Source organism: Bacillus sp. FJAT-18017, from assembly GCF_001278805.1.
In the GTDB taxonomy this organism is placed as follows: Bacteria; Bacillota; Bacilli; order Bacillales; family Cytobacillaceae; genus Bacillus_D.
Genome location: NZ_CP012602.1, coordinates 1,413,684 through 1,437,229 on the forward strand (window position 1 = coordinate 1,413,684; position 23,546 = coordinate 1,437,229).

20 protein-coding genes are annotated in these 23,546 nt (G+C 40.8%); 15 read left to right on the plus strand and 5 right to left on the minus strand.

Features of this window, described 5'->3' with window-relative positions:
* Nucleotides 1–114 precede the first annotated feature (114 nt).
* The gene (locus AM500_RS06285) at nucleotides 115–705 is read right to left on the minus strand and encodes a hypothetical protein (RefSeq protein ID WP_053598479.1); all 591 of its coding nucleotides are present in this window, start codon (nucleotides 703–705) and stop codon (nucleotides 115–117) included.
* A 330-nt stretch (nucleotides 706–1,035) separates the two neighbouring features.
* Nucleotides 1,036–2,118 carry a polysaccharide deacetylase family protein gene (locus AM500_RS06290; RefSeq protein WP_053598480.1) on the minus strand — a complete coding sequence of 361 codons (1,083 nt, stop codon included), beginning with the start codon at nucleotides 2,116–2,118 and terminating at the stop codon, nucleotides 1,036–1,038.
* Nucleotides 2,119–3,138: 1,020 nt separating this feature from the next.
* Between AM500_RS06290 and AM500_RS06295 the strand changes: the two genes are divergently transcribed.
* Complete coding sequence (locus AM500_RS06295; protein ID WP_053598481.1) at nucleotides 3,139–4,053, plus strand: pseudouridine-5'-phosphate glycosidase; 915 nt, start codon at nucleotides 3,139–3,141, stop codon at nucleotides 4,051–4,053.
* Nucleotides 4,054–4,231: 178 nt separating this feature from the next.
* On the opposite strand, the gene AM500_RS06300 is transcribed toward AM500_RS06295, so the two are convergent.
* On the minus strand, nucleotides 4,232–5,317 hold the full coding sequence (locus AM500_RS06300; protein WP_197282668.1) for a PfkB family carbohydrate kinase: 1,086 nt from the start codon (nucleotides 5,315–5,317) through the stop codon (nucleotides 4,232–4,234).
* 412 nt (nucleotides 5,318–5,729) lie between these two features.
* Between AM500_RS06300 and AM500_RS06305 the strand changes: the two genes are divergently transcribed.
* From AM500_RS06305 to AM500_RS06355, 11 genes are all read left to right on the plus strand, one after another.
* Nucleotides 5,730–6,683: a PfkB family carbohydrate kinase gene (locus AM500_RS06305; RefSeq protein WP_082347154.1), complete on the plus strand. Its 954-nt coding sequence runs from the start codon at nucleotides 5,730–5,732 to the stop codon at nucleotides 6,681–6,683.
* 71 nt (nucleotides 6,684–6,754) lie between these two features.
* The gene (locus AM500_RS06310; protein WP_197282669.1) at nucleotides 6,755–7,444 is read left to right on the plus strand and encodes a YczE/YyaS/YitT family protein; all 690 of its coding nucleotides are present in this window, start codon (nucleotides 6,755–6,757) and stop codon (nucleotides 7,442–7,444) included.
* A gap of 151 nt (nucleotides 7,445–7,595) precedes the next feature.
* The gene (locus tag AM500_RS06315) at nucleotides 7,596–8,786 is read left to right on the plus strand and encodes a NupC/NupG family nucleoside CNT transporter (protein WP_053598482.1); all 1,191 of its coding nucleotides are present in this window, start codon (nucleotides 7,596–7,598) and stop codon (nucleotides 8,784–8,786) included.
* 111 nt (nucleotides 8,787–8,897) lie between these two features.
* The gene (locus AM500_RS06320) at nucleotides 8,898–9,839 is read left to right on the plus strand and encodes a nucleoside hydrolase (protein ID WP_053598483.1); all 942 of its coding nucleotides are present in this window, start codon (nucleotides 8,898–8,900) and stop codon (nucleotides 9,837–9,839) included.
* 55 nt (nucleotides 9,840–9,894) lie between these two features.
* Nucleotides 9,895–10,773 carry a ribokinase gene (gene rbsK, locus AM500_RS06325; RefSeq protein WP_053598484.1) on the plus strand — a complete coding sequence of 293 codons (879 nt, stop codon included), beginning with the start codon at nucleotides 9,895–9,897 and terminating at the stop codon, nucleotides 10,771–10,773.
* A gap of 61 nt (nucleotides 10,774–10,834) precedes the next feature.
* Nucleotides 10,835–11,833, plus strand: a complete 999-nt coding sequence (locus AM500_RS06330) for a nucleoside hydrolase (RefSeq protein ID WP_053598485.1) — start codon at nucleotides 10,835–10,837, stop codon at nucleotides 11,831–11,833.
* Between the two features lie 533 nt (nucleotides 11,834–12,366).
* Nucleotides 12,367–13,635 (plus strand): ABC transporter substrate-binding protein, encoded by a 1,269-nt coding sequence (locus AM500_RS06335; RefSeq protein ID WP_231688120.1) that lies wholly within the window; start codon nucleotides 12,367–12,369, stop codon nucleotides 13,633–13,635.
* Between the two features lie 87 nt (nucleotides 13,636–13,722).
* The gene (locus AM500_RS06340) at nucleotides 13,723–14,613 is read left to right on the plus strand and encodes a carbohydrate ABC transporter permease (protein WP_053598487.1); all 891 of its coding nucleotides are present in this window, start codon (nucleotides 13,723–13,725) and stop codon (nucleotides 14,611–14,613) included.
* Between the two features lie 6 nt (nucleotides 14,614–14,619).
* Complete coding sequence (locus tag AM500_RS06345; RefSeq protein ID WP_053598488.1) at nucleotides 14,620–15,450, plus strand: carbohydrate ABC transporter permease; 831 nt, start codon at nucleotides 14,620–14,622, stop codon at nucleotides 15,448–15,450.
* Nucleotides 15,451–15,484: 34 nt separating this feature from the next.
* Nucleotides 15,485–17,287 (plus strand): glycoside hydrolase family 2 protein, encoded by a 1,803-nt coding sequence (locus AM500_RS06350; RefSeq protein WP_053598489.1) that lies wholly within the window; start codon nucleotides 15,485–15,487, stop codon nucleotides 17,285–17,287.
* A gap of 175 nt (nucleotides 17,288–17,462) precedes the next feature.
* Entirely contained in the window at nucleotides 17,463–18,689 is a 1,227-nt protein-coding gene (locus AM500_RS06355) for an ROK family transcriptional regulator (RefSeq protein WP_053598490.1), read from the plus strand.
* A gap of 382 nt (nucleotides 18,690–19,071) precedes the next feature.
* Here AM500_RS06355 and AM500_RS06360 read toward each other — a convergent pair whose 3' ends face one another.
* Entirely contained in the window at nucleotides 19,072–20,106 is a 1,035-nt protein-coding gene (locus tag AM500_RS06360) for an ankyrin repeat domain-containing protein (protein WP_053598491.1), read from the minus strand.
* Between the two features lie 119 nt (nucleotides 20,107–20,225).
* Here AM500_RS06360 and AM500_RS06365 point away from each other — a divergent pair, with 119 nt between their 5' ends.
* From AM500_RS06365 to AM500_RS06375, 3 genes are all read left to right on the plus strand, one after another.
* On the plus strand, nucleotides 20,226–21,107 hold the full coding sequence (locus tag AM500_RS06365) for an ADP-ribosylglycohydrolase family protein (RefSeq protein WP_053598492.1): 882 nt from the start codon (nucleotides 20,226–20,228) through the stop codon (nucleotides 21,105–21,107).
* 51 nt (nucleotides 21,108–21,158) lie between these two features.
* Entirely contained in the window at nucleotides 21,159–21,590 is a 432-nt protein-coding gene (locus tag AM500_RS06370; RefSeq protein ID WP_053598493.1) for a DUF5946 family protein, read from the plus strand.
* An 84-nt stretch (nucleotides 21,591–21,674) separates the two neighbouring features.
* Complete coding sequence (locus AM500_RS06375) at nucleotides 21,675–22,586, plus strand: AEC family transporter (RefSeq protein ID WP_053598494.1); 912 nt, start codon at nucleotides 21,675–21,677, stop codon at nucleotides 22,584–22,586.
* Between the two features lie 107 nt (nucleotides 22,587–22,693).
* Here the strand turns inward: AM500_RS06375 and AM500_RS06380 are convergent, their stop codons facing one another.
* Nucleotides 22,694–22,975, minus strand: coding sequence for a transporter suffix domain-containing protein (locus AM500_RS06380; protein ID WP_053598495.1), 282 nt, complete (start codon nucleotides 22,973–22,975; stop codon nucleotides 22,694–22,696).
* Nucleotides 22,976–23,546: the final 571 nt, after the last annotated feature.

Below are 23,546 nucleotides of genomic sequence, written 5' to 3' on the forward strand. Positions count from 1 at the left end.
CTTTCTTTTAGGAACTTAAAGGAGAGTGGCCCATAAACCTGGAGTTGAGCGAATGTGGTATTCCTTGCATAAATGCAACTTGATTAGCCTGGATTTATAATAGCGTTATCTGTTTTATTTACATTCGTTAAATACCTTATGTATCGCTTCTCCCAATTCAGTGTCTGATGCTTTTTTTGGCAAAGTGGGCGTAAAAGTGTTTTTTCTTACATAGCCGCGCCAATTTTCCGCTCTATCGGCAGCAATATACTCGTAGCCTTCAATTCTTTGAAAGAAGACAGTTTGCATTTTATGATCCATAATAAACTTTTTACCATTTTTATAGCCAGCTGCTTCTAAAGCGGGATGGCCATTCAAGTCTTTTATCGTGTATCGGCCATTACTGGAAATGCCAAAGCATTTTCTTAATGCAGCGCCAACATCCTCGGAAGTATAAGGTTCTTTTAGAATAATAGGCTTGTTAATATCTGTACGTACCCCATGCTTATCAAAACCGTGGGGTACAAAAATGAGAGAACGGTCGGTAATGTTCCTATAGATGGAAGCACTAAACTGAAGTGAGAGGGCTTCCTTTCTTTTTCTGATTATCCGTTCAACCAAAAATGCTGCCAGTAAGAGGGCAGCGGGAATAAACGCTCTGGCAATCAGAAATATAATCAGTAAGATAGATACAATGTATCCTGATAAGATATATTTCACTTTCATGAAAAGCCTCCCTTTCCTCCCTTTACTTTACCATTCGTTCAACTCCTCAGCCATCCTTACAATGAAAAAAAGCAGACAGGATAGTCCTGCCCGCTTCTATAGAATATCAGAAAGTATATCTTTCCTTGAGAACTGTCTAGCTCCAAAAAGGAAAGCTTCCCCGAAATTACATCGCACGAAATTACGCGATAGCTCACTGGAGGATTTTCGAGGAGTCCATACGGCGCTGAGCACAAAGGAAAGCTTCCAGCGAATTAACATCGCAGAGACAGGCGCATTTTACCTGTCGCGAGGCGCACTTTGCCTGTCACGAAGGCGCTTGCGCTTTTCCTATTTAAATTGCACAGGCTGCATATCTTCCGTTAACGGTTCTAGAATAAAGTTCTGTTTTTTCAAGTAATCCATAAGCTTTGGCAGATGTGCGAGTGTTTCAGGACGCTCATGCAGCAAAATGACGATTGGCCCGCTGCCGGCTTTTTGCTTCTCAACCTGCTCAATGACAGCATCAACATAGCGGTTGCTTCGGTATTGCCAATCCCTGCTGTCGACCGTCCAGTCCCACATCCTGTAACCAGTTGTTTTGACAGCTTCTTTATAAGCAGGTGTCATGTGAGGAGAGCTTCCAAATGGAGTCCGGATTAAAGTTGTATCCTCCCCAGTAAGCTTCTTCACAGTTGCTCTAGCCTGATTCATTTCAGAGATTACCGACTTAGAAGATTTGTAGAATAATTTTTTATCATGTGTCACACCATGCAGTCCAAGTGCATGGCCAGAGGATGCCATCCGTTTAACCGCTTCTGGGTATTGCTTCATGTTCGGGTCGAGCAAGAAAAAGGTTGCCTTTGCATTGTATTTATCTAGCAGGTCTAAAATTTGTCCGGAAACACGATGCGGCCCGTCATCAAAGGTCAAATAGACAGGGCGCGGTTTTACCGGTGCCGTCACTTTGACTGGAGCTGGTTTTTTTGCCGGAGCAGGCGTTGCTGCTGGCTGTTGTTTAACTGGAGTCTTGGCTGCTTTCTTGGGTGAAGTGGCTGTTTGATCTTTCGGCTTCTGCTGGTTAACTGGTTTGAAAGGCTGCGGTTTGTTCACTCCTGCGGGTTTGGATGGCCTGACTGCCTCAGGTTTCTTTGTTTCAGTATGTTCATGTTCAGTTAGGGCAGTGATGTTTCTTTTTGGAAGCAATCTGGTTCCAGAATTGGGAACTTCTGCAGCAAGTTCAAGTTTCCCAACCGCTGCTGCAGGTTTCTCTTCCGCTGATCCAAGTTTCCCTCCAGTAAGTTCTGCGTGAACGACAGGCTCCTTTGTTTTTGCAGTTGACGTTAGTGAAAAACCAGCAAGTATTAATCCATAAACCAGGGGTACCAAAACGACGCATGCCAAAATAGCCCTTAGCCTCATGTTGCTAAGCATTTTTTCCTCATTTCCTTTCCTGGTTGTTCGTAAAATTCGCAATCACTTAATTAAACGAAATATATTTCTATTATGTTACAAATATTTCTGCTAGTTTACAAAAATACTTAAATTTTTGTGAATTAATAGAGAAAGAGAGAGACAACATGGAGAAAATAGTCAAAAGGAGGGGAGAGAGATAGCTAATATGGATATCAATAAATTTCGCAAAAGGCTTTCAAATTCTAGGTGGAAAATCCTTATAAATACAGGAAGTTTCTCGATAGATTAGCGAATTCCTTAGTTGATAATGAGTTAAACAAGAGCTGGAAATATTTTGTAAAACACCTATTTAGCGAGGTGTTTCTAATGACAATTAAAAAACATTAAATCTAGTCGAAGCCTTAAAGGCTATTGAATTTTTACTGCAAGCTACAGCAAAGCTGCCAAAAAGTATGTCATGGATTAATTTGAGAATGACCACGCCAACCAACTTCTTATCCAATACAACGCAGAAAATTGTCGGTTCTGGAACGCCCTCTCTATAACATCAGAACACGAGCACTGAAATTAGTGATTGATATCCAACTACTTAATTCTAATAGAATGGGAATTGATTTCCCATTGTGCCTGAAGTGACAAAAAACAGCCTATTACCTCACAACCACCCATCTTTATGTGGCAGGAGAATCACTTTTTCTAAACATTTATTTAATATCTAAATAATTGTTGACTAAAGTAATTGTTAATTGTATGATTTAAATGTAAGTTAGCGGTCGAAACTATGGAGGCGGGGAAATCGTATCTACTTAGTTTCATGCCCAATGGCTTAACTTTATGGTTCAAAAGAGTTTATGGTTGGATGAGAAAATGATGAATAGTGTTATGTTAGGGATATCGGAAACACCTAATGTCGTTTAGGTGATAGGTTCCCGCTCAGCTGTAAGTCCGCTTTAGCCATACCATAATACCTTTATGCCAGTATTCGGTTCACCAAGAACGAGTGCAAAATAATTTCATACGGATATGGAGGAATTATAAATGAAACAATATCTTGAATTTTCAGCAGAAGTACAAAAAGCACAAGAAGAAGGCAAAGCAATTGTAGCATTGGAGTCAACAATTATTTCTCACGGAATGCCTTATCCGCAAAACGTGCACATGGCTCGTGAGGTAGAGCAAATCGTTCGTGACAACGGGGCGGTACCTGCAACAATCGCAATTATTGACGGAAAAATTAAAATTGGTTTAACAGATGATGAATTAGAGCTATTCGGTAAAAGCTCGGATGTTGCCAAGGTATCAAGACGCGATTTAGCAGCAATCGTTGCAACGAAAAAGCTTGGTGCAACTACTGTTGCTTCCACGATGATCTGTGCTGAACTAGCTGGCATCAACATCTTTGTCACTGGCGGTATCGGCGGTGTTCACAGAGGCGCTGAAAAAACTATGGATATTTCCGCCGATCTTGACGAGTTGGCACAAACAAATGTTGCGGTTATTTGTGCGGGTGCAAAATCGATTCTTGATTTAGCTCTTACGCTCGAGTACCTTGAAACAAAAGGTGTGCCTGTTATCGGTTATGAAACAGATGTGCTTCCAGCATTCTATACAAGAAGCAGTGAACATAAATTAAATTTCTCAACTGATTCAATTGACGTTATTGCGGAAACATTGAAAACGAAATGGGAATTAAACCTTAAAGGTGGAGCAGTCATCGCTAACCCAATTCCAGAAGAGCATGCGATGGATGAGGATTATATCAATGGCATTATTGCTCAAGCGGTTAAAGAGGCCGAAGAAAATAACATTGTTGGAAAAGACAGTACACCATTTTTGCTTGGAAAAATTAAAGAATTAACAGAAGGAAAAAGTCTTGTTGCCAATATCGAGTTAGTTAAGCATAATGCGAAAGTTGGAAGCCAAATCGCTGTTACTTTCAACAACCTTAAATAAGTCAAAGGGACGGCTCTGCCGTCCCTTTTTTAGTCTTTTTAGAAATAAAAATAGCTTCATAAAAAACACATAGGAAGGCACAATAAGAATTGAAACAGCTTATTGTGCCTTTTTTGGCGCAAAACTTCCGATGTTCTCTAAAGGAACCATCCCTCTGCGACCAAGCACCATTCAGCCACTATACACCCATTCTCCGCCTGATGAGGGGGACGGATAGGTCGTAGTTGACGGAGTTATGTGATTCCATGCAGTGGATCGCTGTGGCGTAAGCGAATTTTAGTGTTTCTTGCCAATTCATTTCGTTCATAAGACCCCAAACGACTGCAGCGGTCAGTGCAGCGCTGGCTCCGTTGGTATTTGCACTGCTGTTAAATTCTGTATCCATTTCGGTTGTGTTTTCTTTGCTTTTAAAGAGAAGGTGTCGTTTGACGGAAGAAAAAACGATTACATGTTGGACTCCTTTGTCCAATAGGATGTTCATCCTCTTTTCAACCGACGTTTCCTCGGAGTTAAATTTATCGGTAATTTGTTTTAATTCACTGGGTGTAAGGATTAACGTGTTGATTTTGTTGAGTCCGTTGATTAACTTATAGTTTTTGTTTAAGGAAACTGTTTTCACAATAATTGGGACTTTACAATTATCAAACAACCATTCAATCGATTCCTTTGGGAGATTTGTATCGATTACACAGTATTGCGAACTATTGATAAGATCGATTTTTTTATTTAAAAATTCCGGAGTAATTTTTTTATAAATATCCATATCATCGATTCCAACTTTTAATTGGCCATTTGGCTCATCAATATAGAGATAGGTTGAAGTGCGCTCCCCCTCAAGTTTCTTGCAATGTTGGATATCCATGCCGTTTTCCATTGCATCCGAAATAAACTTCTCCCCATTCACGTCAGCTCCGAAAACCGAAATTAAATAACTCGTCACTTCTAGCTTAGTTAAATTCATAGCAATATTTCTCCCAGCACCGCCTAATGAAAAAGTGATTTTGCCAGGATTTGAGTTATGTTCAATTAATTCCTCTTTCGGAATCCCAAATATGTCCATATTAATCCCGCCAATCACGCAAACAAAAGCAGGCTCTCTTAAAATATACCCTCTGCCACTGATGTATCCTTTTTTTGTAAGATTATGAATATGTGATGCCGCACTAGCACGAGTAATATTTAATCGTTCCGCTAAGTCATTTTGAGAGATTAGTGGATTTTCCTTAATCATATTTAAAATTTCGTTTTCTCTAGCAGTTATCATCTGATCACCTCATTTATCGGCTTTATTAAGCAGCAAGGTTTGGCCTTTTTCCTATTATTAGTATATTTCAGTTCCGTTATTCCTTCAACTTCTAAACACATATTTAACCAGTGAACATAAGTTGACTAATTTCTATTTTATTTGTATGATGAAAGCGTAAACAAATAAACAAATATTTAAATTGTAAAAATTTGTTTAATATATTGAAAAGAAAATTAAACTGCTTATCGTTGGGGATGAGGAAAGGCAGGCAGTTGCGGCTGGGCATCACCGAAATTTTGGGAAGGGCAATTACAAGTGATGGTGCTATAGTTTTTGGGAGATACTAAGCGTATTTTGATTCGCTTAAAAGTGACTGTAAATTGTTTTCTTAACAGATGATACATTAAAGCATTTATTGGAGGTGGTTAATTTGAAACAAGAAAAATATGTCGTCGTTGTAGGTGGTTTAAATATGGACCTGGCAGGTATTTCTGGTCCTGGGTTTAAGGAAGGCGATTCAAATATTGGAACGATTAAATTAAGCGAAGGTGGCGTAGGTCAAAATATTGCCCAAAACTTAGTTAAATTAAATGTTCCTGTCTATTTAGTTACAACTTATGGTGATGATTATTTTGGAGAAATTCTAAGTGCAGAATGCCAGAAGAAATCGATCAGCTTGGAATACGCCGAACAACTGCCGGGGAAAAGAAGTTCAACGTATTTGTACGTAACAAATAGTGATGGCGATATGGTTGTTGGCATCAATGATATGGATATTATTAACCATATTACACCAGAGTTTCTACGGGAGCGGATCGACTTTATCAACAACGCAGCTGTTTGTGTGATTGATGGAAATATTCCGAAACAGTCGGTTGAATGGCTGGCAGAACATTGTCAGGCACCAATCTTTGTTGATCCAGTGTCGGTCGCGAAGGTAGGCCGATTCGAAAACGTATTAGATAAGATTGATACCTTTAAACCAAATGCCATTGAGGCCGAGTATCTAACCGGAATCAAGATTACCGATGAGGCAACTGCTAAAAAAGCAGCACAACATCTAATTGATCAAGGCGTTAAAAATGTTTTTATTTCCCTTGGTTCCCTAGGAATCCTATGTGCAAGCCAAAATGAAATGATGATCGTTCCAATTTTAAGTACAAAAATCGTTAGCGCGAACGGTGCAGGGGATTGTACGATGGCAACTATTACTTGGGCCCGCCATCATTTTGGGGCATCTTTACCCTTAATCGAAGTGGGACAGTTTACCCAATCAGCAGCCAGCATCACGCTAGAAAGCGCACACTCTGTATCACCTGAACTTACAGTGACAAACGTTATTAGGAGAGCACAACGCTACCTAGAAAAAGAAGCGGAAAATTAAACTAATAAATCATTCTTCTCTCATCGAGATAAAGACTAAGGAATTCAGTGAAAGGGTGGATAAAGCGGCTCGTGAAATCAAACTTATCAAAATCAGATGCACCAAAAATTACACCAAAAAGAATTATTGTCTCCATGATTGGAATTGCCTTAGTTTGTATAGGCGTTGCCTTTAATAATAATACGATGTTTGGCAATGACCCAATTGGGATGTTTTATGATGGTATCCGAAATACATTGAATTTTAGTCAAGCACAATTAGGATACGTATCTAATTTTATCAACATTGGATTAATTGCTTTGTTGTGGTTCTTCGGCAGAAAATACGTTAATATTGGGACGTTTTTATATTTGATTCCATATGGTTTACTCGTCTCTTTTGGCAGTCAGCTTTATGTATCCCTGTTTGATAACAGTATTTTGTTCCACAGGGTGCTCGGTGGAATGGCAGGCATCTCTATGTATTATGTTGGGATCAGTTTATTTGTTGCTAGTAATATCGGTGTCGATCCTTTCAATGGCGCAATGTTGACGATACGTGACAAAACAAAGTGGAGCATCCAAAGATCAAAAATAACGATGGATTTCGGTCTCATGGCGATTGGCTTTTTATTAGGGGGAAAGTTCGGGATTATTACCATCATCACGGCGTTAACGACAGGACCGGCCATTCAATATTTAAGCCAATTGTTTGGAGAAAAGCTCTTGGCCGAAAAGCCATCCTTTAAAAAAGAGAACAGAATAAATGCAATCAAATTGTAAAAGTAAATAAAATATCCGGCAGCTAAAACAACAGGATTAGTCATCCGGTCGTCTCCTTCCTCAATCGGTGAATTAAGCGAAGGAGATTCATAAAACTTTTATTGTAACCGATTGCTGTAAGCGGTTCCGAACTGTAGGAGAGGTGAAAAAAATGGACATTGTTAGAGGATTAATTGGTTTGGCTTTCATCTTTGCCTTAGGGTATTTGATTAGCTTTGATAGAAAAAATATTCGATATAAACCGATAGGCATTATGATAGTTCTCCAGCTCGTTATATCGTTTATTTGTTTAAACACTGCCGGCGGGATTAAAGTTCTCGGTGTAATTTCCGGCTTTTTTAGTTGGTTGATGGAACAAGCAGTGGGAGGCGTCAGTTTTGTATTTGGTGGCATTGCACTCGAATCTGGCGGTTTTGTTTTCTTTTTCAACGTACTCTTGCCGATCGTTTTTATATCAGCCTTAGTTGGGATTTTAAATTACATCAAGGTTCTGCCATTTATTATTAAATGGACAGGAAAAGCAATAAGCAAGATAACCGGAATGGGAGAACTTGAGAGTTACTTTGCACCTTCAACAGCGATTTTAGGACAGCCTGAAGTATTTATTACGATTAAAGAAGAAATGAAAAGATTAAAACCACAACAACTTTATACGATTTGTGCCTCGGCAATGTCAGCTGTCAGTGCAGCGATGTTAGCATCCTATATGACAATGGTTCCAGGTAAATTTGTCGTTGTTGCCGTATTTTTAAATATTTTTTCTGCGTTGATTATTTCGTGTATTGTAAACCCTTACGATCCCAAAGAGGTAAACATTGGGGAAACTGAAATAGATAACGACCAGGAAAAAGAACCGTTTTTCCAGGTGTTAGGAAATTATATTTTGGACGGTTTTAAATTAGCGGTTACTGTAGCGGCGATGTTAATAGGTTTTATTTCCTTAGTCACTTTGTTAAATAACTCATTTGATTATTTATTTAGTATTACCTTTACAGAAATCTTAGGCTGGGTTTTCTCCCCCATTGCTTTGTTAATCGGTATTCCTTTTGATGAAATGGTTAAAGTTGGCGGTATCATGGCCACTAAACTGATTACAAATGAATTTGTGGCAATGGGAGAGTTAGCAAAAGTAGCTGAGACATTGTCTCCTAAAGCACATGCGATGATTTCCACCTATTTAATTAGTTTCGCAAACTTCGGTACGCTAGGAATTGTTTCTGGCTCAATTAAAGCCATAGACATGAATCAAGGAAAAATAGTTGCCAAGTATTCTATTAAACTTTTGATTGGCGCTACAATGGCTTCCATGCTAACAGCAACCATTGTTGGATTGTTCTTTTAATCAGTGAAGTTATCTTGAAAAATGTTAGCATTCCTCTCCTGCGGTAGGACAAACTATCGAAGGAGAGGATAAATGGTATAGTCATTTATTTTTAACAAAGAGGGAGATTTGATGGAAACAAAAAAAGTGATTTTGGATTGTGATCCTGGACATGATGATGCGATTGCAATCATTTTAGCTGCCTCAAAAGTAAGCAATTTGAAAATTGAGGCGATTACTACTGTCGCAGGAAATGTCGAGGTTGAAAAAAACACGTTAAATACTTTAAAAGTATGCGATATTATTGGTCTAAACGATGTACCGGTCGCTCAAGGAGCAGAAAAACCTTTGATTAAAGCTCGGGCTATTGCTGAAGAAATTCATGGCGAAACGGGGTTGGACGGCCCAAAACTGCCTGAAAACCCGACTAAAAAAGCGGTCGACCAGCATGCTGTTGATTTAATTATTGAAAAAGTATTAGCATCGGACGGCGATATTACCTTAGTTCCTACCGGTCCACTGACAAACATCGCTTTAGCGATGATCAGGGAACCTAAAATAGTTCCAAAAATAAAGGAAATCGTCTTAATGGGTGGCGGGACCTTTGGAAACTGGACGCCAGCTGCTGAATTCAATATTTGGGTTGATGCCGAAGCGGCAAAGGTTGTTTTTGAAAGCGGTGTGCCAATTGCAATGTTTGGATTGGATGTCACCCACCAGGCAATTGCAACCAACGAGATTATCGCTAATCTCGCTAAAATTGATAACGTAGTAGCTCATTTTGTTGTGGAATTATTAAAGTTTTTCTCAAAGACTTATAAAGAAGTGTTTGACTTCGAGGGCTGGCCAATCCATGATGCTTGTACGGTTGCTTACTTAATAGATCCTTCTATTTTTGAGATGAAGTATGTTCATGTGGGCATTGAAACAAAAGGAGAACTCACTTATGGCATGACGGTCGTTGACACATTAGCTGTCACTGGAAACCAACCGAATGTCCATTTCGCTTCACAATTAGATTCAACTAAATTCTGGGATTTATTTACAAAGTCACTCACATCCTATTCTCGTTAATTAATCCAGTGTGTTATGGGAGTGGCCTATCATGAAGTAAGAGGAGGGGAAATAGATGAAGAACTCTGCGATTACTGTTATTGGAAGCATTAATGTTGATTTGGTTACGGTCACGAAGCGCTTGCCAGATCAAGGAGAGACGATTGCCGGAGAAACTTTCCATACGAAGTCCGGCGGCAAAGGGGCAAATCAGGCGGTAGCAGCTGCTCGATTAGGGGCGAATGTCCAAATGATCGGCTGTGTCGGTGATGACCAAAATGGCTCTGCGATGCTAGAAAATTTGGTTAACGAAAAAGTGTCAACGCGGATGATTACAAAGATTCCGAATACAAATACAGGTGTAGCGAATATTATCTTGTCCAATCATGATAATCGAATCATTATCGTACCAGGTGCGAATCAAAAGGTAACCCCGGAATATGTTAAACAATTTGAACAAGAAATTCTTACCAGTGCTCTTGTTCTCATTCAATTTGAAATACCGCTTGAAACGGTGTTATACTGCCTGGATTTATGTGCGTCACATCAGATTCCAATTATCGTTAACCCGGCGCCAGCCGAAACAATACCTTATGAATACTGGAATAAAGCTACATATATCACCCCGAACGAAGGGGAAGCCACTCAGTTGTTTGACTTTTATACGATGAGCGCTGATTTGAATGATAAATTAATCATCACTAAAGGAGAACATGGCGTTTCTTATCATAAGAACAATGAACGATTGCTGATTCCCGCTTATACTGTTACCCCAGTTGATACGACTGGGGCAGGCGATACGTTCAATGGAGCGTTATGTGTGGCGCTGACTGAACAGCAATCGTTGGAATCTGCGGTGAAATTTGCTAATGCAGCGTCTGCGCTATCCATTCAAAAATTCGGTGCCCAGGATGGCATGCCTACACGTGCGGAAGTTGAAGCTTTCCTAGGCTAGTAATTTTTTTAATTGAATGTAGCCGTACGTTTGACTCGAAATAAAAACATGGGGTGACAACATGGAAAAAAGAAAAATCATCATTGACACGGACCCTGGCATTGATGACGCGTATGCCATCGTTGCGGCATTAGCTTATGAGGGATTTGATGTACTAGGGATCACTGTGGCAGCCGGGAATGTCGGCTTGGATAATTGTGTGAATAATGCGTTAGGTCTTGTTAACTTAATGAATGCGGATTGTCTCGTTTATCCGGGTGCTGAGGCACCTTTGAAACTGTTGATGCAAAAGCAAACTTATCAATTAGAAGGTTTAGTGCATGGCGAAGGGGGGCTTGGAACAGTTACCCTTCCTCCTGACTTTTCGAGAAAATCCGAAACACATGCTGTCGAATTTATTTTAGAAAGTGTTAAAGCAAACCCGGGAGAGGTAGAATTGATTACGTTAGGCCCGCTGACGAATGTTGCTTTGGCGATTCAAAAGGATCTTGACACCATGAAAAAAGTGAAAAAGATCTGGTCGATGGGGGGAGGCGTCCGGCTTGGAAACCGCACTCCGGTAGCTGAATTTAATTATTGGGCAGATCCAGAAGCAGCGAAACTGACCTATGATGAAATTGGCGAACATGTTGAAATCAATATGATTGGCTTAGATGTTACCCACCAAACTCGCTTTACTTTAGACGATTTATTCTTTTTACGCACCGAGTGTGGCGAGGTGGGAGAACTATTAAGTGAGATGTCCAATCTCTACCTGGAAAACTATTGGAAAGCTTTGCGCACCACCGGGGTTATTATTCATGACTTAGTGGCGGTCATGCTTGCCATTGACCCCAGCCTAAGCAGCGAAGATGATGTTTTCAGACAAGTGAATTTAAAAATGGAATGTGAAGGAATTTGTAAAGGACAAACAGTCGTGCAATTAGCGCCAAACGTAAAAGACACCGAACCTAAAAACGCTACCGTTTATATGGGTATTGACAACAGCGCCTTTAAAAAGGCCTTCTTCAAACTATGCTTCCCAGAAGCCTATGTGCTCTATAACAAATATATAGCGTAGGGTCAGGGTGTGGCAGGTCTCTAAAAACCGTTGACCACAACATGAGGGATGTTCTCAATGTAGGAGAAGAAATACTAGGCATCATCCAAAAAACTGGATGATGCCTAGTATTTTTTTCTTTCAAAATTATAGATTTCGCCACAGTGGAAAACTTTTTATCGAGTGTGTCTACGTCTAGCTTCAGCGCTAGTGTCCTTGTTCTCTACCCTACGATAATTCAACATCGAATCACCTTCGTCTTTTCGTATTTCCTTTATCCCACACTTAAGGCTCAGTAAGTCTCCATTGGAGACAACTGAGCCTAAAGGTCCGATTCGTTCAACTAACCATCAGCAGAAGACGCTGATGGAAGTTTCACTTTATCTCAATTAGAGAGACTCCACAAGGAGTGCTTCGGCTGCATAGGGTATCGTACCATCTATCTTCGTATCTATTTACTGGTTGTTTAAATTGTTTGACAAAAAGCGCTTACAATATTAGTATGAGTATAGTTGGTAAATTAATTTAACTAACCTTTAAAGGGGGAGACAATTTTGAAAAAGAAATGGTTAGGTATCACGTTAACTGCAGTTCTAACACTTGGATCTCTGGCAGCTTGTTCCGGAACCAAAGAGGAAACTAGTAATTCTGGTGGAGGCAATGGCGATAAAATTACGTACTGGGCTCCTTTCTCTGGCGCTGATGGCCCGCGAATGAAGAAAATTGTTGAAAACTATAATAAGTCGCAGGATAAATACGAAGTGGACTTTCAAGTTGTTCCTCAGTCTGATTATTATAAAACAGTTGACCTCTCTTTATCAGGTCAAAAGAGTGGACCTGATGTGTTAATCGTCCATACAGATCAGATGAAGAATTATGCTGATAAAAATTTATTGAAAGACTTAGGCGATACAATTGAAAAGACTGGCTTGAAAGCAGAAGATTATTCGGAAACTGCCTGGAATGCTGGAAATATTGATGGAAAACAATATTCCATTCCTTTAGATATCCATCCTTTGATTATGTATTATAACAAGGACTTATTTGAAGCAGCGGGTTTAGACCCGGAGAATCCGCCAACCAATCGCGAAGAATTTGTTGAGGCAGCTAAAAAACTGACTGATCCTTCAAAGAATCAATATGGATTTGTCGTACCAACACTATGGCCGAACCAATTCATTTTCCCGACGATTTTATTCCAGAATGGCGGCGAATTAATGAAGGATGGGAAGCCAAACTACAACAGCCCGGAAGCGGTTGAAGCGTTAACGTTTTATAGTGATTTGATTCATAAAGAAAAAGTTTCACCTAAAAATGTCCAGCAAGATGGTGAAGTTACCCTATTCTTGCAAGGCAAGAATGCGATGCATCTAAATGGCCCTTGGATGATGGAACAATGGGATAAAGCTGGTATTAACTATGGCGTAGCTGAAGTCCCTCAGCTTGGAACAAAACAACAAGCTGTTTACGCGAACGGACATAACTTTGTTATCCCTGCCTCTGTAAAAGATACAGAAAAATTAGAAGGTATTTCTGATTTCCTAAAATTCGTTGCCGATAACACAATGGAATGGGCTAAATCAGGACAAGCACCTGCTTCAAAGGCTATTTATGAACAAAACGAAGAGTTCAAACAAATGGAGCAGCAGCCGATTGTTGCAAAAGAATTTGAATATGCCCAATTCGCTCCTCTTGTTGCGAACTGGGGCCAATTATCTGAACCACTATGGGCGGAAGTAAACCTTGCCCTGCTTGGCCAAAAGGATCCGCAAAAAGCCTTGGACGATGCAAATAAAAAGGCTGAGCAAATTTTGAATAAGTAACCATTGTTGGAGGCGGAGGGTGGATTCATACACCTGTACGCCTCTTTTTTAAAAATTGATGATTAGGAAATCGAAAGGAGGAAGGAAATGAGTAAATCAACCTGGAAATCACAATTGACCTCAAGTCTGTTTGTTCTTCCTTACTTGATATTATTTATTGTTTTCCTTTTAGTTCCAATAGGCTATGGAGTCTATATGAGTCTTACTAACTGGGATTTATTAAATCCGCAACATGAATTTGTCGGATTAAAAAATTATTTGAATATCTTTGATGGGGATTCCTATTTAAATGGTTTGTTTTTTGAAGGGTTAAAAAATACTCTCCAATTTGTTGTTTATGCTGTCCCATTATTGATTATTGTTGGATTGGCGCTGGCATTGTTAGTAAATGCCTTGCCAGGAAAAATTAGAGGATTTTTCCGTACCGTTTATTTTATTCCTTATGCTGTTTCTGTGTCAGTTGTAGCAATCATTTGGCTGTGGATTCTGGACACGAATAGCGGGTTAATCAATCAGTATTTACTTAAATTTGGCATGCCAATGATTCCATGGCTTACGGAACTCCCATATGCCTGGATTTCACTCGTCATTGCAACACTGTGGTGGACTATTGGGTTTAATATGGTCATTTTTATTAACGCATTAAATGATGTACCAGAGGAACTATACGAAGCTGGGTCGCTTGATGGAGCAAGCCGCTGGCAGCGTTTTGTCCATATCACTTTGCCAAGCATTAGACCGACGATGCTCTTCGTCACGATTACCTCGACGATTGCCTCATTTAATATTTATGGACAGCCATTCCTCATGACGCGGGGCGGTCCGGGAACGGAGACAAAGGTTCTATTAATGAACATTGTGGATGAAGCTTTCGAACAGCGGCAATTGGGCCATGCTGCAGCCATGTCTATCTTAATGGCATTGATTATGATTGTTATTTCAATCGTACAATTCAAATTAACCAATCGAAAGGAGTAGAGCCGCATGCATAGAAAATTGTTTAAGGTACTCACCGTCATTCTAGCCATTTTTGTAGGCTTAGTATTTATCCTTCCGATTTTATGGATGCTGGCTACTTCATTCAAAACGGATCAGGAAGCATTCACCGCAGGCATCAAATGGCTGCCGGAAGTATTTACACTTGAGAATTATCAGTATACGTTAGCAGGAAATACCGATACGCCTGTATTGAAGTGGATGGGGAACTCGCTTTTTGTAGGGCTTACCGGCACGTTAATCGTCCTATTCGTTGATACATTGGCAGCATACGGGCTGGCACGGCTTAATGTACCGTTTAGAAAGACACTAATTAGCATATTTATTGGTTCCTTGACCATTCCTTGGGTTATCACGTTTTTACCGTTGTACATGGAATTCAATGCACTCGGTCTTCTAGACACATATGCAGTATTAATTCTTCCATATTCGGCAAACGCTTTTGGGGTATTCTTGCTTTATCAATATTTCAAGGGGTTCCCGAAAGAGCTGGAAGAAGCAGCCTTCCTGGATGGGGCCAATAAATGGCAAGTATTTGTAAAAGTGGTTCTGCCTTCAGCGAAGCCTGTAATTTGGACTTTAGCCATCTTTACGTTTATGACAATCTATAATGACTTCTTATGGCCTCTTGTCACAACGAATTCTCCAGAGATGAGAACAATTACAACAGGGATTGCTATCATGCAGCAGGGCAGCTTTGTCTCTTCACCGGGAAGGTTGATGGCATTAACGTCGATTGCAACCATTCCGGCCGTTCTATTGTTTATTATTGGCCAGCGCTCGTTTATTAAAGGAGTCAATCAGACCGGTATTAAATAAATAGAATAATAATGGAAGGAATTGAGAATACATCATGCTAGTACCTCGTAATGAATATCCAAGACCGCAATTTGTAAGAAAAGAATGGATGAATTTAAACGGCGAATGGGATTTCGCTTTTGATGATAAAAATATTGGTGTAAAGGAAAAATGGTTTAATAATGAGAATGCTTTTGATCGGAAAATTACGGTTCCGTTTGCTTACCAAACACAATTAAGCGGAATAAATGATTCTGGTTTTCATGATCAGGTGTGGTATCGCCGTGAATTTACAGTTCCAAAAAGCTGGGATCATCAGAGGGTCATGTTGCATTTTGGAGCGGTAGACTACCGGGCATGGGTTTATGTCAATGGCCAGTATGCCGGTTTTCATGAAGGAGGCCACGTAGGTTTCTCCTTTGATATTACCGAACATTTAACATGGGGTAATGAAAATGTAGTGGTGAGAGTGGAGGATCCTTCCACAGACGAAACCATTCCTAGAGGAAAGCAGTTCTGGATTGAAAAATCGGATTCCATTTGGTATACCCGTACTACTGGTATCTGGCAAACCGTTTGGCTGGAGCCAGTTAGCTCAGCTAGTATTACAAAACTAAGGTTTACGCCAGATATCGATCGTGGAGATATTATTGTAGAATTCGAGGTTGCTGGTGACAGTACGAATAAGCAAGTAGAAATAGAAATCACCTTTAAGGGTGAAAGAGTTGCTAATGATTCAATTGAAATTTTAGAGGCATATAATAAACGCGCAATTAATCTGTATAATCGCAAAGTTTTCAGGACAGCCTTCCATCATGACGGCTGGAACTGGACACCTGAAAACCCAAACCTATTTGATATTAAACTCACTCTAAAAGATGAAGAAACAATTCTTGACGAGATTGACTCATATTTTGGTATGAGAAAAATTCATGCTGAAAATGGAATGGTCTACCTGAATAACAAACCATATTATCAAAAATTAGTCCTTGACCAAGGCTATTGGCCTCAAGGGTTATTGACAGCTCCTACGGACGAGGATCTCAAAAAAGATATTGAACTTGCATTGGAAATGGGTTTTAATGGATGTAGAAAACACCAAAAGGTAGAGGACCCGCGTTTCCTTTATTGGGCTGATAAGCTTGGTTTCCTTGTCTGGGGGGAATGTGCTGCATCGCCATCCTATAGTGAAGACGCAGCGGCCAGATTGACGAAAGAATGGATTGAAATTATTGAACGAGATTATAATCATCCGTCAATCGTAGCTTGGGTTCCAGTGAACGAAAGCTGGGGAGTCCCATTCATCAAGGCGAATAAACAGCAGCAACACCATTCTTTAGCGATGTACCACCTTGTTCACTCTCTGGATCAAACCCGTTTGGTGATTTCAAATGATGGCTGGGAGCAGACCGAAACGGATATTTGTGCGATTCATAATTATGCTCACGGTTCGAGTGATGAAAAGGCCAAATACGAAGAATTTAAGGATTCTCTTTCCACAAAAGAAAATCTCCTTGATTCCAAACCAGCCAGACGTGGAATCTATGCTGATGGATTTGAGCATAAAGGCGAACCTATTTTGCTTACAGAATTTGGAGGCATTGGTTTTAAAGTCGGTGACGACCATGGCTGGGGCTATACATCTGTAAAAGATGAGCAGGAGTTTGTCGCTGATTATCTTAGGGTAATGGAAGCTGTTTATGCTTCAAAAGCGCTGCATGGCTTTTGTTATACCCAATTAACGGATGTGGAACAAGAAATCAATGGACTATTATCGTATAACCGAGAACCAAAATGCGAATTAGCAAAAATCAGGGAAATCAACGATATGTGGATTTCTGGTATTGTGAAAAAATAAATTTAAGGAAAATCCTTTCTTAAATGTCGCTATTTCAGGTTGAAGCGTACTTTTAAGAAAGGATTTTTATGTAACCAAAAATGATAAACCCAATATCACCAGAGTTACGGTGGTTTTTGCATGAAATATACGGATTTGCTAGGTAAACCGGATTACTAGAAAAGAGGTGATATAAATGATTAACGATATTAGAACCGGAAGTTTTGAAAGAATGAAGCAGCATAATCAATCATCGGTTTTAAACACGATTCGCATAAAAGAACCAATTTCGAGGGCGGATATTGCCAAATTAACAAAGCTGACAAAACCAACTGTCAGTTCATTAGTTAGTGAATTAATCGAACAGGACCTGATAACAGAGGAAGAGGCAGCCACTTCGACTATTGCTGGCGGCAGAAAACCAATCCTGCTTCGTATTAATTACTCAGCTTATTATATAATCGGCGTTTATGCAGCAGCTGAAGTGGTCCGGGTCATAATGAGTACGATGGATGGAAAAATCATTACTAGTATCAGCCAGGAAATAACCGAACTCCCAACAAAAGATGAATTTTTGGAGATCGTCATTGAAAAAATTGATTATGTCATCCATCATTCAAAGATTGAACGGTCTTTAATTCTTGGAATCGGTTTTGCCATGCACGGGTTAGTTGACCCGGTTCAAGGTGTCGCCATCTTTTCCCCGCACTTGCACCTTGAGGATATACCTATAAAAGAAACGCTGGAAAGAGAATTCAATCTTCCTGTTTTAGTTGAAAATGATGTACGGTCACTGGCCATCGGCGAAAGCTGGTTTGGACAAGGCCAGAATGTCTCGGATTTCATTTGTCTAAGTGTAGGTCGCGGTGTAGGATCCGGTATCTTTATAAATGATGAAATTTATAGAAGTTCCTTTAACACCGCAGGAGAAATTGGCCATACTATCATAGAATTGGATGGAGAAAAATGCCAATGTGGAAATAATGGTTGTCTGGAAGCATATGCATCAGAATCCGCCATTCTTAAAAAGGCAAAAATGGGTTTAAATGATCATCCGGAATCCTTAATCCACGAATGGTTAATAGACAGCAAAACGGATATTTCATTAGAAATGGTATTTAAAGCAGCAAGAGAAGGCGACTCTTTTGCTATTTCCATCTTAGAAGAAACCGGGAATTCACTCGGCCTGGCAGCAGCGAATATGGTTAATCTCCTTAAGCCTTCCATGCTGATTCTAGAAGGATATATATTTGAACAAGGGGATTTTGTTGTAACTCCATTAAAAAATATGATAGAGAAATATACATTTAAAAGTCCCCATGAGCATATTTCTGTAGTTTGTTCGGAATTAGGGAAAACAGGGATGGCGCTAGGAGCAGTGGTATTGATTTTACACAAACTGTTCAAAACAGAATCAGTATAACTTTCAAAAATAGCTGTAAAAAAAGAAATGGACCTCCGAGTTAGAGGCCCATTTCTTTTTGTAGAGAAAATAAATTCCCCGCTTATCTATTTTGCACATGAACAAGGCGCTTGCGCTTTTGGTTTCGTCTAGCTCCAGCGCCTATCGCCTAGCAAACTTCGGGTCTCCTCCCTATGATAAGTCATCATCGAATCGCTTCGCTCTTCGTGATTCCTTTATCCCACTCTTAAGGCTGAGTAAGCCTCCTTCGTCGGCAACTGATCCTAAAGGTCCGATTCGTTCAACTAACCATCAGCAAAAATCGCTGATGGAAGTTTCACTTTATCTCAGTCGAAGCCCCTCCAGTTTGTACGGCGATGACCAAGGCGCTTGCGCTTTTGGTTTAATGAAGTTTGATTACTTTACGTGTGGAGTGGTAGCGTTTCCCGCCGAGATGCCGGATCGTGTTAGCCAAAAAATGCTGGCCGGTGGAAACCGCATAGTCATAAGGCGTTTCTTCCTCATCGACATAATTGATGTCCGCGCCCTGTTCAACAAGATATTTCACGATGTGCCCCAATCCTGCTTCAATGGCCGAATAAAGCGCAATGGACAGGATTGTTCGGGTGTTCTCCGGTGAAGTATTGGAGCGGCCTCGCTGCAAAAACTTCTTCAATAAATCAAGCTGTCCATGATAGGCGGTAATCGGGATTGTATTCAGCTTTTCGTCTGTATATAGGGAAAAAGAGTCATCTTTTGATAACAAATACTCAGCCATATCATACTGATTGGCCATGCAGCACCAAAAATACGCATGATGGGTAATAGGCGCGCCGATTTTCAGCAGCAAATCAACTCTTTCCCTGTCGCCGCTCTGGGCGGTATAGGAGAGCGCCTTTTTCAGGTCTTCACTGCCGACTGTCGCACCATATGCTTTGAGGATTTCCAGAATATCCATCCTCCCATATGTCAGGGCCTTCTGGACCGGATTGGATTGATTCCTATCCACGACATTTGGATCGGCCCCATACTCTAGAAGTATTTGAATAATTTCCGGGCGATGCCTCGAATACGGTATGATGTTATTGATAGGCTGAATGCCAAAATGGTTTGGATTATTTACCTCTGCGCCTGCCTGAAGGAGAACTCTTACACCATATTCATACTGATTCAAAATTGCTCCATGCAGAAGGCGGTTCAGCATTTGGCTTGTTAATGAATAACGGTCAAAAACCATTGAATAAAGGGAATCGATTTTTAAATAGCCGTTCCTTGCCAGCAGGTCGCATGCTTCTTGGTCAGTGAGGGTGACATGCGGCAGCTGGGTCAATATGGTTTCTTTTCGTCCCTTTTTCACTGCTGTCCAAAAAAACTCATTTGCCGTAAGAATGGCAATCATCTCCCTGAGCATTGAAACTGCTTGTTGTTTTGTATTCAAGAAAATTATCGATTTAGGCTTACTTCTCCATTATACATCCATTCTGAAACAGAAGGGACTTGTTTCGACAATTAAATTGGAATTGCAGCTACCAACTACTTTTTATAGGGGGAAAAGAGATGCTTGACAAACTAAAAGGGGCACTTTATGGATTGGCAATTGGTGATGCCCTTGGCGGAACGACGGAGTTTTTAACAAAAGAAGAAATTTCGAACCGTTATGGAACGTTAATTCATATTGCTGGCGGGGGTGTCTGGAAGCTTGAGAAAGGCGAGACGACGGACGATACAGCGATGACTCTTGCGGTCGCAAGGGGAATACTGGCAAATCCCAAGGACCCTGTTAAAGCTATCGGAGAAGAATTCCTTGCCTGGAAAATGACGAATCCGAAAGATATTGGAAATATTATCGCTACCGTCTTTTCGATTTATGATGGAAATTGGGAGGAAGCCGCCCGAACTGCGCACTATAGCTATCTTGGAAAAAAATCCGCCGGGAATGGAACCTTGATGCGCTGCCTGCCCGTTGCGCTGGCCTACAGGGATCTGGAAACTGTCGAAAAGGTGACAATGGCCCAGTCAAAAATGACTCATTACGATGATTTGGCAGACGAAGCTAGTATTATTTACAACCGGGTCGCCTGGAGGGTCTTAAATGGGGAAAACCTTAAGGATGCCATCAAAATTGAAGTCAAAGGCACGCGGTACGAGAGTGTAGTAGATCGGGATGCGCCTCGATGCGAACAGAGCGGTTTTGTCGTTGACACTATGGAATGGGTGCTTCACTGGCTTCTTGTCTCCGATTCATTCGCAGAGGTTGTTATCGGAGCCGCAAATGAAGGATATGATACCGATACGGTTGCCGCCATTGCAGGCGGTTTGGCTGGTCTCGCATGCGGATATCAAGCACTCCCACAAGAATACACCAGCTGCCTATTAAATAAAGAGGAACTGGATGAGCTTGCCGAAAAACTTTCAGAGTTGTATGGAGAAAAAAGGTAATCCTGTATCCATCAAGAATTAATAGGTATAAACCGTCTGGAGGTGCAGGGGATGAACAGAGCCATTGATTATACTAAGAGGTGTCCGGAATGCGGGGCACCCGAGGCGAACGGTCTTGGTTGCTTTGGTCAGCTTGGCGAGATTCTGACGTGGGAGTATGATGATCCGGAACTGCTCAGCCAGCATTTCTGGACGGTCGCATGCTACACGATCCAGCATCCAGCTCAGTTCACAGCTGAAGCGATGGCGAAATTCCAGGAGGTATTTTGCCAGGCGTATGACCAGCAGCTGCCCCTGGGTGAAATCCGGAAAAGAGTCTCCTTTTTCGCCCAAGGGAAGGCAAAGGTGGTAAAGAAGTCCCTTCATAGACCTGTTTACCGTGAATGGGCGATGACAATTTCCGAAGTTTATCTTGTAGGCGAACGAAAGGGTGCCGCTGACCGCGTCCGTGCCTGGTCGAAGATTGTCCGGAAGCAGATGTAGGAGTCTAAGAGCTTGAATACCACTTGCCGGGCAATTGCTGTATAATGAAGCGTATTAATTCTAACAACATCGAGGAGAGCGCATGTGAACCAGGAATTTCTATATATCATTATACTGATTGCCCTCGGGTATATATTAAAAAAGCTAAATATCCTGCAGGAAAAAGACGGAGAAACCATCTCCAAGCTTATTTTTAAAATAACTCTTCCAGCTTTGGTTATCGTAACATTTGATTCTGTTAAAATTGATACTTCGTTAATCCTGCTGCCGGTTATTGTGTTGGTCTATGGGATTGTGAATGCGATTGTCGGCCCGCTTGTTTTTAAAAACGAGGACCGGGAGCTGAAAGGCGCATTCTTAATGCTGGCCTCCGGTTTTAATGTCGGCTTATTTGCGTTTCCACTTGTATACGCAATTTGGGGCATGGGGGGATTATCCTACTTCAGCATGTTCGATGTCGGAACCTCACTGATCGTTTTTGGAATCGCATATATTTTGGGAAGCTATTTTTCTGAGGAAGGCCTTAAGCTGAACCCGCTTGAAATCTTAAAGCGGCTAGCTTCCTCAATTCCGTTGATGGCCTACCTGATTTCAAGTATTTTAAATCTTGCCCATATCAAACTGCCCGACGCAGTCATAGACGTGGCAAGCCTGATATCCGGTGCGAACATCCCGCTCTCATTGTTGCTGCTGGGAATTTATCTGAACTTTAATTTCGATAAGCAATTCATTCGGCCAATGCTTAAATTTTTGGCTTACCGATACAGTTTGGGCCTCATTTTTGGGTTAACTTTGTATTTTGTCCTGCCGTTCAACGAGATGTTCAGATATACTGTCCTAATCGGTTTGCTGCTCCCTGCAGCTGCTTCCGCTTTAACATTTGCGGTTGAATTCAATTACAGCGATACCGCAAAAAGGCTGGTCGCTACGATTTCGAACATTACAATCCTGGTGAGTATTGTAATCCTGTATGTATTTGCCAATTTCGTCTTGTAAGAATCACCTTCATTCAGCAGGCGTTTTCGACTCATAAGGGATAGTTACTCGAGCGTATATATATAAATAAAACCGGCCAGCATGTACTAACGCACATGGGCCGGTTTTTACTTTTCCCGTTTTAACCAGTTCATCGGGTTTAAATTTTTTCGATAACGTGTGACCGCTTCCTTGCCAATAATGATACCGCCAATCCAGAACGTCGCTTCCCCTGCTACAACCAGCCCGCCTGTAATTGCAACCTTTGTCCCCGTTGAAAAATCTGTCATCGGAACAAGCAGAATTGCCAAATAAAAAATGCAGGATACTATAATAAGGGTAGCGCCAATTCGGATTAAAGTTTTGGACTTGGTCTTCGGACTAGCTGTTGTGTCCAGGTTTTCTTCCATACGATTCCTCCACAAGCTGTTTTGTAAATTATAAAGGAAACAAAGCGGAATCACTACTATTTTTCATCTTAAGAAGTAGTAAGGGTCTGACCCGGGCTAGATGGCTGATAGTCATGCTCATGTACCTGGACTAGTACATCATGGTCTTGCTTAGTCATTTAGCTATATCCAAAATGACTCTTTTTCACTATTTTTCATCTTAAGAAGTAGTAAGGGTCTGGCCCGTACTAGATGGCTGATAGTCATGCTCATGTACCTGGACTAGTACATCATGGTCTAGCTTAGTCATATAGCTATATCCAAAATGAATCTTTTTCACTATTTTTCATCTTAAGAAGTAGTAAGGGTCTGACCCGTACTAGATGGGTGATAGTCATGCTCATGTACCTGGACTAGTACATCATGGTCTAGCTTAGTCAAATAGCTATATCCAAAATGACTCTTTTTCACTATTTTTCATCTTAAGAAGTAGTAAGGGTCTGGCCCGTACTAGATGGGTGATAGTCATGCTCATGTACCTGGACTAGTACCATCATGGTCTCCATATCTAAACAAAATCTACACCAACTAA